Raw genomic sequence first — 10,946 nt, forward strand, 5'->3', positions numbered from 1 at the left:
GAGCCATGCTCGGCACCTCCAACCCGAAACGAAGGACGCTGCTTCACTCTGGATCTCGCCTGCGCACCGGCCATGACTGCAAGGGCCGGCGTGGGTGGGYGATCAACGGCACTTCGCCTCGGCTTCGCCGAATCTCAGCACGGCAGGCCTGCCCGTCATTTGGGGAGAGGGTAGTGCCGAGCCATSCTCGGCACCTMCAACCCGAAACGAAGGACGCTGCTCCACTCTGGATCTCGCCTGCGCACCGGCCAGGACTGCAAGGGCCGGCGTGGGTGGGTGATCAACGGCGCTTCGCCTCAGCCCCGCCGAGTCTCAGCAAGGCATGCCTGCCCGTCATTCTGGGCAGAGGGTAGTGCCGAGCCATGCTCGGCACCTCCAGCCCCAAACGAAGGCCGCTGCTCCACTCTGGATCTCGCCTGCACACCGGGCATGGCTGCAAGGGTCGGTGCTGGTGGGCGATCAATGTCACTTCGCCTCAGCGTTGCCGGGTCTCAGCAAGGCAGGCCTGCCCGTCATTTAAGAAGAGGGTAGTGCCGAGCCATGCTCGGCACCTCCAACCCAAACGAAGGCCGCTGCCCGGCGTTGGTCTTTCCAGGCGTGCCGACCATCCTCGGCAGGACAGGGCAGGGCTGGGGTGGGGGCCGCGGTGCGGGACCGTCATGCGCCATGGATGGCGCATGCGAGCCCCCAGGGATGGATTCTCGGCGTGTCCCGCACCCCGGTCCGCCCCAGCCCTCTCCCCGATGGTGCGGGCGCGTTTTTGACCTTCGCGCCCGCTTCAGCGCGGCCAATAACCCCTCGCCACATACGCGCCAGTACAGACGCAGGGCGGTGTTCGGCCTTATCATTCGCCGTTCGATTTTTGCAGGCGGATGACCGCGTGACCGATTCCAATCTCGCATTCGTATTCCCCGGCCAGGGGTCGCAGTCGCTGGGCATGCTYGCCGAACTGGCCGAGCTGCACCCGCAGGTCCGCGATGCCTTCACCGAGGCCTCCGACGGCGCCGGTGTCGACCTGTGGGCGCTGTCGCAGGGCGGTCCCGAGGAAATGCTCAACCGCACCGAATACACCCAGCCGGCCCTGCTGGCCGCCAGCATTGGCGTGTGGCGCGTCTGGAATGCGGTGGGGGGTGCCAAGCCCGCCGTCCTTGCCGGTCACAGCCTGGGCGAGTACACCGCCCTGGTCGCCGCTGGCGCCCTCACCCTGCACGACGGCGCCCATCTGGTGCGCCTGCGCGGGCAGCTGATGCAGGACGCTGCCCCGGCCGGTGTCGGCGCGATGGCCGCCGTGCTCGGCGCCGAGGACGCCCTGGTCCAGGAGGTCTGCGTGCAGGCCGCCGGCAGCCAGGTGGTGGTCCCGGCCAACTTCAACTCCCCCGGTCAGATCGTCATCGGTGGCGACGCCGCTGCGGTGGACCGCGCGCTGGCGTTGCTGGCCGAGAAGGGCGTGCGCAAGGCGGTCAAGCTGGCCGTCAGCGTGCCCTCGCACACCCCGTTGATGCGCGAAGCCGCCAACCGCCTGGCCGAAACCATGGCCGGGCTGGACTGGCGCGCCCCGGCGCTGCCGGTGGTGCAGAACGTCGATGCCCGCGTGCATGACGGCATCGACGCCATCCGCCAGGCGCTGGTCCAGCAGCTGTACCTGCCGGTCCAGTGGACCGGCTGCGTACAGGCGCTGGCCGCCCGTGGCGTCACCCGCGTTGCCGAGTGCGGCCCGGGCAAGGTGCTGAGCGGATTGATCAAGCGCATCGACAAATCGCTGGACGCGCGCACACTGTCCACGCCCGCCGATTTCGAGGCTGCCCGCGAAACCTGGGCTGCCTGATCCTTCGACCGCGTTCGCGTCGCCCTGCCTTCGGGCCGGGCGCGTGGATCGGTCCCGTTCGAGGAACTACAGATGAGCAAGCCCCTTCAGGGTGAAATCGCACTGGTGACCGGCGCCAGCCGTGGCATCGGCGCCGCCATTGCCGACGCACTGGCCGCGCAGGGCGCGACCGTCATCGGCACTGCCACCACCGACGCCGGCGCTGCTGCGATCGGCGAGCGCCTGGCCGCTGCCGGCGGCCATGGCCGCGCGCTGAACGTGACCGACGCTGCTGCGCTGGACGCGGTGCTGGACGGCATCGCCAAGGAGTTCGGCGCCATCACCATCCTGGTCAACAATGCCGGCATCACCCGCGACAACCTGCTGCTGCGCATGAAGGAAGAGGACTGGCAGGCCATCCTGGACACCAACCTGACCAGCGTGTTCCGCACCTCCAAGGCGGTCATCCGCGGCATGATGAAGGCACGCCGTGGCCGCATCATCAACATCGCTTCGGTGATCGGCGTGACCGGCAATGCCGGCCAGGCCAACTATGCCGCCGCCAAGGCCGGCATCATTGCGTTCTCCAAGTCGCTGGCCAAGGAAATCGGCTCGCGTGGCATCACCGTCAATGTGGTCGCCCCCGGCTTCATCGACACCGACATGACCAAGGCGTTGCCCGAAGAACAGCGCACCGGCCTGGTCAAGTCCATCGCCCTGGAACGCCTGGGCGAAGCCTCCGACATCGCCAATGCGGTGGCGTTCCTGGCCGGTCCCTCGGCCAGCTACATCACCGGCGAAACCCTCCATGTGAACGGCGGCATGTACATGCCGTAAGCATGTGGCGCACGGACCGCGCCGCAAGTGGTTGATCTGAAAGGTGTTTTGCAGCGATGTAAGGCATCACCGGTTTCCACTACACTATCCCACGGTCATCCATTACCGGATGGCGTCATTTTTGAACCACTACTCCATCTGGAGCGATATCCAATGAGCACCATCGAAGAACGCGTCAAGAAAATCGTCGTCGAACAGCTTGGCGTCAAGGAAGAAGAAGTCACCAACAGCGCATCGTTCGTCGATGACCTGGGCGCTGACTCGCTGGACACCGTTGAACTGGTGATGGCGCTGGAAGAAGAGTTCGAGTGCGAAATCCCGGACGAAGAAGCCGAGAAGATCAGCACCGTCCAGGCTGCAATCGACTACATCAACGCCCACGTCAAGGCTTGATGTCAGGCGGCTTGCGCGCGGCGGTGGCACCTGCCCCAGCCGCGCGCGGCAATCCCATGGGGCCGCGCTTGCGGCCCTGTGCATTTAAGCGTTACACCGCGTCATACCCGCAACATCCGGGTCAGGAGAATCTGCAATGAAGCGTCGCGTCGTCGTTACCGGCATGGGCATGGTCTCGCCGTTGGGCAATGATATGGCCACCAGTTGGAAGGGCATTACCGAAGGCCGTTCCGGCATCGGTCCGCTGACCAACGTTTCGCAATCCTACCTGGACCGTTTCACCACCAAGATTGCAGGTGAGGTCAGGGACTTCGACATCACCGCCGACAACGAACAGTTCGGCACGTTCCGGGTCAGTGGCAAGGATGCCAAGAAGATGGACCCGTTCATTCATTACGGCCTCGGTGCCGCCTTCATGGCCTTGAACGATTCGGGCCTGGAAATCACCGACGGCAACGCAGAGCGCGTGGGTGCCATCGTTGGCGCCGGCATCGGCGGCCTGCTGGGTATCGAAGAACAAACCATCGATTTCCACGAGGGCAAGAAGATCTCGCCCTTCTACGTGCCCAAGACCATCATCAACATGCTCCCGGGGCAGTTGAGCATCATCACCGGCCTGAAGGGCCCGTCGTTCTCGGCGGTGTCGGCCTGCGCCACCTCCAACCATTCCATCGGCACCGCCATGCGCATGATCCAGTACGGCGATGCGGACGTGATGGTCGTGGGCGGCGCCGAGCGCGGCTCCTCGCCGACCGCACTGGGCGGCTTCTGCGCCATGAAGGCCATGTCCACCCGCAACGACGCGCCGGCGGAAGCCTCGCGCCCGTGGGACAAGGACCGCGACGGCTTCGTGCTGGGCGACGGTGCCGGCATCCTGATCCTGGAAGAATACGAACACGCCAAGGCGCGTGGCGCGCGCATCTATGCCGAGCTGGCCGGTTTCGGCGCCAGCTCCGATGCGTACCACATGACCGCCCCGAGCGAGAACGGCGAAGGCGCGGCGCGCTGCATGACCATGGCCCTCAAGGACGCCGGCGTGACCCCGGACCAGGTGGGTTACCTCAATGCGCATGGCACGTCCACGCCGCTGGGTGACCTGGGCGAAACCATGGCGATGAAGACCGCGTTCGGCGACCACGCCCACAAAATGATGGTCAGCTCCACCAAGTCGATGACCGGCCACCTGCTCGGCGCGGCCGGCGGTGTGGAAGCCATCTTCTCGGTGCTGGCGCTGCGCGACAACGTGATTCCGCCGACCATCAACCTGCACCAGCCCGGCGAAGGCTGCGACCTGGATTACGTGCCCAACACCGCACGCGATGCCAAGGTCGACGTGGTCATGTCCAACGGCTTCGGCTTCGGCGGCACCAACGGCACGCTGGTGTTCAAGCGGGTCTGATCCACTGCCGCCGCACACGCACCGGGCCGCCATCTTGGCGGCCTTGGTGTATCTGGCCTTCGCTCCTTCCGGTTTCCCGCCATGCTCCTGATCCAGCCGTTGCCCGCCACCACCGACCTGCTCGCGCTGCAGCGCGTGGCACCGCAGCGCTATCCGCTGCTGATGGAATCCACTGCCTCGGGTACCGCGCAGGGGCGCTGGGACCTGCTGCTGATGGGCAACGGCGAGGCGCAGGCACTGCATGCCGACGGCGTCGTCCGCGATGCCGAAGGGCAAGCGCACTCCGGCCGCTTCCTTGATGTGCTGGATGCGCACTGGGCCGCCCTGCGGCTGCCCCGCGAAGAGACGCTGTTGCCGTTCCGCGGCGGCTGGGCGCTGATGCTGGATTACGAGCTGGCCGGGCAGATCGAGACCGTGCTGCAGCTGCCGGCGCGCGCCGACGGGCTGCCCTCGGCACTGGCCCTGCGTTGCCCGGCTGCGGTGCTGCACGACCGCGTGCTCGGCCAGTACCACGCGGTGTGCGAGCCTGACCACGACGCGTTGCTGCAGACGCTGCTGGCCGACCTGCAGGCGAGCGCCGCGCTGCCGTCATTGCCGGCCTGGCAGCCACCGGCAGACATGCATGAAGACGCGCCGACGCGCTTCACCGACGGCGTCGGCAAGGTGATCGATTACCTGCGTGCCGGCGACGTGTTCCAGGTCAACCTGTCGCGGCGCTGGCAGGCGCAGTTCAGCGACACGCTGTCGCCGCAGGCGCTGTACGCCCAGTTGCGGGTCGCCAACCCGGCACCGTTCGCCGGGCTGTTCATGGCGCAGGGCAGGGCGGTGGTCAGTTCCTCGCCGGAGCGGTTGGTGTCGGTGCATGGCGATGACGTGCAGACCCGTCCCATCGCAGGGACCCGCCCGCGCTTCGCCGGGGACGACGATGCCGCGCGTATCCGTGAGCTGGTCGGCCATCCCAAGGAGCGCGCCGAGCACGTGATGCTGATCGACCTGGAGCGCAACGACCTGGGCCGCATCTGCACACCGGGCAGCGTGGAAGTGGATGAGCTGATGACCGTGGAMAGCTACGCGCATGTGCACCACATCGTCAGCAACGTGCGCGGCCGCCTGCGCGAGGGCGTCAGCCCCGGCCAGGTGATCGCCGCCACCTTCCCCGGCGGCACCATCACCGGCTGCCCCAAGGTGCGCTGCATGCAGATCATCGCCGAGCTGGAACAGACCGCGCGTGGCGCCTATACCGGTGCGTTCGGCTGGCTGAACCGCGACGGCGACCTGGACCTGAACATCCTGATCCGCACCGCCGAGGTGAGCGCGGGCAGCGCCGCGTTCCGTACCGGCGCCGGCATCGTGGTCGATTCGGACCCGGACAAGGAACTGGACGAAACCCGCGCCAAGGCGCGCGGCCTGATGCGGGCGCTGGGCCGGCATGATTGAGCCGTTTGGCGGTGTGCAGCACCCGCGCGGTATGCTGCGCGGCGGCGAAATCGATTCGAGGTGACCATGGCGGGTGCGAAACGGGGTTGTCTGGCCGTGCTGGCGATGCTGCTGTTGGCAGCAGTGCTGCTGGCCGGTGCGGGGGCGTGGTTCTGGCACAGCCAGAGCGGCTTCGCCGATGCGCCGCTGACGCCCGACCAGCCCAGCATGGTGATCGCCCCCGGCGACGGCCTGAACACCGTCCTGGGCAAGCTGCGCGCGGTCGGCGTGGACGAGGGCAGCGACACCCAGTGGCAGCTGCTGGCGCGCCAGCTGGATGCGGCCGGCAAGCTCAAGGTGGGCGAGTACGCGCTGGATGCCAGCCTGACCCCGCGCGCGCTGCTGCTGCGCATGCGCCAGGGCCGGGTGCTGCAGCACCGGGTAACCATTGTCGAGGGCTGGAACATTCGTCAGCTGCGCGCCGCGCTCAAGCGCGCCGATCCGCTCGTGCACACCACCGACGGCCTGGACGATGCGGCGCTGATGAAGGCGCTGGGCTTCCCCGGCGAACATCCGGAAGGCCGCTTCCTTCCCGAGACCTATGTGTATCAGCGCGGCGACAGCGACGTGGACGTGCTCAAGCGCGCGCACGCCGCCATGGAAAAGGAACTGACCGCCGCCTGGGACAGCCGCAGCGACGACCTGCCGCTGAACTCGCCTTACGAACTGCTGACCCTGGCCTCGATCATCGAGAAGGAAACCGCGCTGCCCAGCGAGCGTCCGCAGATTGCCGGCGTGTTCGTGCGCCGGTTGAAGATCGGCATGCGCCTGCAGACCGATCCCACCGTGATCTACGGCATCGGTAGCAGCTACGACGGCAACATCCGCAAGCGCGACCTGACCACCGACACGCCCTACAACACCTACACCCGCGCCGGTCTCACCCCGACGCCGATCGCCATGCCCGGCCGCGACGCACTGCATGCCACCGCCCAGCCGGCTGCCGGCAATGCGCTCTACTTCGTTGCAGTGGGCGATGGCAGTGGCGCGCACGTGTTCTCGGCCAACTACGCCGACCATAACGCCGCCGTTGCCCGCTACCTGCAGCAGCTGCGCCAGCAGCGCAGCCAGGCGGCCCCGCAGTGACCGCCGCGCTGCTGCGCCACCCGCGCTTTGTCAGCCTGGAAGGTGGCGAGGGGGCCGGCAAGACCACCGCGATCAACGCGCTGCGCGATGCACTGCGCGCGCGCGGGCATGAGGTGCTGCTGACCCGGGAGCCGGGTGGCACGCCGCTGGCCGAGCGCATCCGCGCGCTGGTCCTCAAGCCGGACATCGAGATCGCCGCCGAGCCGCTGTCGGCCGAGGCCGAGCTGCTGCTGGTGTTCGCCGCGCGCGCCCAGCACGTACGCCAGGTGATCCAGCCGACGTTGCGCCGGGGGGCCTACGTGATCAGCGACCGCTTCACCGATTCCAGCTACGCCTACCAGGGCGGTGGACGTGGCCTGGATCCGGCCTGGATCGCCGACCTGGAGCGTCGCGCGGTCGGCCTGCTGCCCGGCCTGACCCTGCTGCTGGACGTGGACGTGGCAGTGGGGCGCGCCCGCGCCAACGGCCGCGACATGTGGCCGGACCGTATCGAGAGCGAACAGGACGACTTCTTCCAGCGGGTACGCGCGGTGTTCCGCCAGCGCGCTGGCGAGGATCCCGCCCGTTTCCGCCTGATCGACGCCAGCCAGGACCAGGCCGGCGTCGCCGCGGCGGTGGTGGCTGCCGTGGATGTGTGGCTGGCGCAGGCACCGGAGAGCTGAGATGAGCGAGACCTTTTCCCCCTGGCAGAAACGCGCGTATGACCAGACGGTGGCCGCGCTGGATGCCGACCGACTCGGCCATGGCCTGCTGATCTGCGGCCCGGCCGGGCTGGGCAAGCGCGCGGTGGCACTGCGCATGGCCCAGCACATCCTGTGCAGTGGCGAGCCCGCGGCGGCCAAGCGCAGCGCGCAGCTGATCGCCGCCGGTACCCACCCGGACCTGCAGCTGATCTCGTTCATTCCCAACAAGTCCGGCGACAAGCTGCGCACCGAGATCGTGATCGAGCAGGTCCGCGAGATCTCGCAGAAACTGGCGCTGACCCCGCAGTACGGCATCGCCCAGGTGGTGATCGTCGACCCGGCCGACGCGATCAATCGCGCCGCCTGCAACGCGCTGCTCAAGACGCTGGAAGAGCCGCAACCGGGCCGCTACCTGTGGCTGATCAGCAGCGACCCGGCGCGCCTGCCGGCGACCGTGCGCAGCCGCTGCCAGCGCCTGGAATTCAAGCTGCCGCCCCGCGAGGAAGCGCTGGCCTGGCTGCAGTCGCAGGGCCACACCGAGGCCACTGCCCGCGAGGCGTTGGACGCGGCGCGTGGCCACCCGGGGCTGGCCGATGAATGGCTGCGCGATGACGGCCTGGCGCTGCGCAAGCAGGTGGCCACCGATCTGGAGGCACTGGTGGCCGGCCGCACCGGGGCGGTCGAGCTGGCCCAGCGCTGGGCAGGGGACGACAACGCGGCCTTGCGCCTGCGCCACGCCGCCGACCTGGCGCTGGCCCAGGCCAGCGCGGGCGGCTTGACCGATCCGGATCGATTGCACAAGCTGGCGGCGTGGTTCGACGCCGCCAACCGTACCCGCGATCTGCTGCGCACCACCGTGCGCGCCGACCTTGCGGTGGTGKAATTGTTGTTGGCCTGGAACAAGGTCAACGAGCGGCAAGCAAAGGGGAATAGAGCATGAGTGCCACCAACGCCCGCCAGGGCATCCTGTCGCTGGCGGTCAAGGACAAGGCCGCGCTGTACAGCGCGTACATGCCGTTCGTGAAGAATGGCGGGGTCTTCGTGCCCACCCCCAAGCGCTACTTCCTGGGCGATGAGGTGTTTCTGCTGCTGACCCTGCCCGACTCCAGCGAGCGCCTGCCCGTGGCCGGCAAGGTGATCTGGGTGACCCCCGCCGGCGCCCAGGGCAACCGGGCGGCCGGCATCGGCGTGCAGCTGGCCGAAGGGGCGGAAGGGGAGAACGTGCGCCACCGGATCGAGACGCTGCTGGCCGGCATCCTCACCTCGGACAAGCCCACCCACACGATGTGAAGAAAATTCGGCAAAACCGTTGACGTCGAAATTTGCCGCCCTATAATGAGCGGCTCAGCAGCATCGGGCGGTTAGCTCAGCGGTAGAGCATTGCCTTCACACGGCAAGGGTCACAAGTTCGAACCTTGTACCGCCCACCACGCTGCAACATGAAGAAGCCGGCCCTTGGGTCGGCTTTTTTGTTGCCTGCGGGTTGGGGGGGGCGGCGCATCCTTGTACTCAGGCATCACCTTGCCCGCAGTCAGCAGGCGCTCGTCAGGGATGGCGCTGGCATGGATTCCGCATTGGATACAGTCGCGCGGGATGGACCCGACGTCCGGTGGTGAAGGATGGGGCCGCCACGCAACATGAACCGTTGGGGCGATATATTCTCTCCACCTCGGCCATTGAGGTTGGACCGAGGCTACGCGCATGCGACAAGCCAACGGACGACAGGAGACCATGATGCGATGCAGGTCGTTTCGCCGATGGGCGGCAATCATTACCCTCGCCGCTGTAGTACTTCCGCTGTCCGGTTGTGCCGCCGCAGGGGACGGAAAAGTCGTCCCGGCTCAGGGACAGACCACACTGACAGGAGTTCGACCCATGCTGGAATCCATCTATGCCTCGGCAACGCCGGTTCGCTTCGAGCAACTTGACGTCAGCGACCTTGTCGCCGAGCACTTTCCCGCCGGCACGGGCCGGGCCGTAGTCAAGGAGGCATTCCTTGCGTCGGCGTCGTCGAAGATCGTCGAGGAGACGCCGCAAAAGCTGGTGGTCCGGGACAACAAGGGTCAGGCGATGCTCGATCCGGATGCACGTTCGATCGTGATGACCTTTTCCTTCGACACCCAAGGGGCATTGATCGCCGTGAAGGCGATTCATCTCAAGTACCAGTAGTCATAAGGATCGGGCCATGGACGAGAAGATCGAGATCGGATATCGCAATATCGGATCGGTGCTGGGCAAGGAGTACCACCACAAGTTCATCCTCTACACCGACCGTAATGGCGAGCAACACACCATCAGCGGATGGACCGGCGATGCCCAGGTGGGATTGCCGTATGGACGGATACAGGTGGAGGCTAACCTCGTCTACGACGCCGCCAATCCAGACCATCCGAAAAATCCCAATGCCACTGGCCAGGCGCAATATCGCGAGCGGATTGCCAGCGGTGCCGACCTGTCCGGGACGTGGGCGCAGATGGTGGCCAACGCCCAGGGCAAGGACGACAAATACCCCTACGACCCGCAGCGGCAGAATTCCAACACCTTCGCCGACAGTGTGCTGCGCGATGCGCATCTCCGCGAGCCCACCCAAGATGGCGTCGGCGGACATTGGGCGCCCGCATCGGGTCGCCCGCTGGATCATTCTCTAAAGCCCGTGGTGCCGGGGCTGGGCACCTCGGGGAATACGTTCAGCGCCAACGATGCTGCCGCCGATCCGGGACGCGAGGTGCAATTGCGCGCCAACCCGCTCTATCGGCAGGCGCTCGCTGGGCTGGAGCAGCTCGGACCCGAGGTGCAATTGCGCGCCAACCCGCTCTATCGGCAGGCGCTCGCTGGGCTGGAGCAGCTCGGACCCGAGGTGGGTGTGTATGCAGATGTGCAGGACAAGGAACGTATCGCCGCTGCGCTCGCACTGCGGGCCCGTACGCATGTGCCTCCGATACCGGAGATCCATGAAGTCGTGCCCAGCGCGACCAACGGCAATGTGTTTGCGGTCTGGAAGAGCGCAGACAACGATCAGWTTGTGATGCGTGCTCACGTCGATCGGGGCGAAGCGACGCAGCAGCCTTTGATGCAGAATCTGCAGGCATTGGAAACAGCAGATGCGCAGCAGGTGCGCGCGCAGGCGCAGGCGCAGGAACAGAGCCAGAATCAGAACGAGGTCGGTCGAGCAACAATGCGAATGGGGTGAACGATGGCCGCTGAACGGGCACGAGCCGCGGCCTGCGCTGATTCACATGGCAATTCAACCGAACGTATTGTGCATGGC

General features: G+C 66.9%; 11 protein-coding genes and 1 tRNA gene. All 12 read left to right on the plus strand.

Features of this window, described 5'->3' with window-relative positions:
- The first annotated feature begins 880 nt into the window (after positions 1-880).
- The gene (gene fabD / locus AC1DQP_RS10735; protein WP_457319465.1) at positions 881-1,825 is read left to right on the plus strand and encodes an ACP S-malonyltransferase; all 945 of its coding nucleotides are present in this window, start codon (positions 881-883) and stop codon (positions 1,823-1,825) included.
- 72 nt (positions 1,826-1,897) lie between these two features.
- A complete protein-coding gene (gene fabG, locus AC1DQP_RS10740; protein ID WP_256775671.1) occupies positions 1,898-2,641 on the plus strand; it encodes a 3-oxoacyl-ACP reductase FabG in 744 nt (247 codons plus the stop codon).
- Positions 2,642-2,794: 153 nt separating this feature from the next.
- Entirely contained in the window at positions 2,795-3,034 is a 240-nt protein-coding gene (gene acpP, locus AC1DQP_RS10745) for an acyl carrier protein (protein ID WP_017357544.1), read from the plus strand.
- A 136-nt stretch (positions 3,035-3,170) separates the two neighbouring features.
- Positions 3,171-4,433, plus strand: coding sequence for a beta-ketoacyl-ACP synthase II (gene fabF / locus AC1DQP_RS10750; RefSeq protein ID WP_256775672.1), 1,263 nt, complete (start codon positions 3,171-3,173; stop codon positions 4,431-4,433).
- 81 nt (positions 4,434-4,514) lie between these two features.
- Positions 4,515-5,870: an aminodeoxychorismate synthase component I gene (locus AC1DQP_RS10755; RefSeq protein WP_478051572.1), complete on the plus strand. Its 1,356-nt coding sequence runs from the start codon at positions 4,515-4,517 to the stop codon at positions 5,868-5,870.
- 66 nt (positions 5,871-5,936) lie between these two features.
- Complete coding sequence (gene mltG / locus AC1DQP_RS10760) at positions 5,937-6,995, plus strand: endolytic transglycosylase MltG (RefSeq protein WP_457319467.1); 1,059 nt, start codon at positions 5,937-5,939, stop codon at positions 6,993-6,995.
- Entirely contained in the window at positions 6,992-7,657 is a 666-nt protein-coding gene (gene tmk / locus AC1DQP_RS10765) for a dTMP kinase (RefSeq protein ID WP_457319468.1), read from the plus strand. The genes mltG and tmk overlap by 4 nt, the downstream gene beginning before the upstream one ends.
- Before the next feature lies 1 nt (position 7,658).
- A complete protein-coding gene (locus AC1DQP_RS10770) occupies positions 7,659-8,618 on the plus strand; it encodes a DNA polymerase III subunit delta' (protein ID WP_478051573.1) in 960 nt (319 codons plus the stop codon).
- On the plus strand, positions 8,615-8,968 hold the full coding sequence (locus AC1DQP_RS10775) for a PilZ domain-containing protein (RefSeq protein WP_256775677.1): 354 nt from the start codon (positions 8,615-8,617) through the stop codon (positions 8,966-8,968). The genes AC1DQP_RS10770 and AC1DQP_RS10775 overlap by 4 nt, the downstream gene beginning before the upstream one ends.
- A gap of 65 nt (positions 8,969-9,033) precedes the next feature.
- Positions 9,034-9,108, plus strand: a tRNA-Val gene (locus AC1DQP_RS10780).
- A 445-nt stretch (positions 9,109-9,553) separates the two neighbouring features.
- Positions 9,554-9,847, plus strand: a complete 294-nt coding sequence (locus AC1DQP_RS10785) for a DUF6393 family protein (RefSeq protein WP_457319507.1) — start codon at positions 9,554-9,556, stop codon at positions 9,845-9,847.
- A 16-nt stretch (positions 9,848-9,863) separates the two neighbouring features.
- Positions 9,864-10,868 (plus strand): XVIPCD domain-containing protein, encoded by a 1,005-nt coding sequence (locus AC1DQP_RS10790; protein ID WP_478051574.1) that lies wholly within the window; start codon positions 9,864-9,866, stop codon positions 10,866-10,868.
- The last annotated feature ends 78 nt before the right edge of the window (positions 10,869-10,946 follow it).

This window comes from Stenotrophomonas sp. P5_A8, assembly GCF_056400545.1.

Coding starts and splice junctions, on each gene's coding strand:
- fabG (WP_256775671.1), top strand. CDS start 1,898: ATGAGCAAGCCCCTTCAGGGTGAAATCGCACTGGTGACCGGCGCCAGC.
- acpP (WP_017357544.1), top strand. CDS start 2,795: ATGAGCACCATCGAAGAACGCGTCAAGAAAATCGTCGTCGAACAGCTT.
- fabF (WP_256775672.1), top strand. CDS start 3,171: ATGAAGCGTCGCGTCGTCGTTACCGGCATGGGCATGGTCTCGCCGTTG.
- mltG (WP_457319467.1), top strand. CDS start 5,937: ATGGCGGGTGCGAAACGGGGTTGTCTGGCCGTGCTGGCGATGCTGCTG.
- AC1DQP_RS10775 (WP_256775677.1), top strand. CDS start 8,615: ATGAGTGCCACCAACGCCCGCCAGGGCATCCTGTCGCTGGCGGTCAAG.
- AC1DQP_RS10785 (WP_457319507.1), top strand. CDS start 9,554: ATGCTGGAATCCATCTATGCCTCGGCAACGCCGGTTCGCTTCGAGCAA.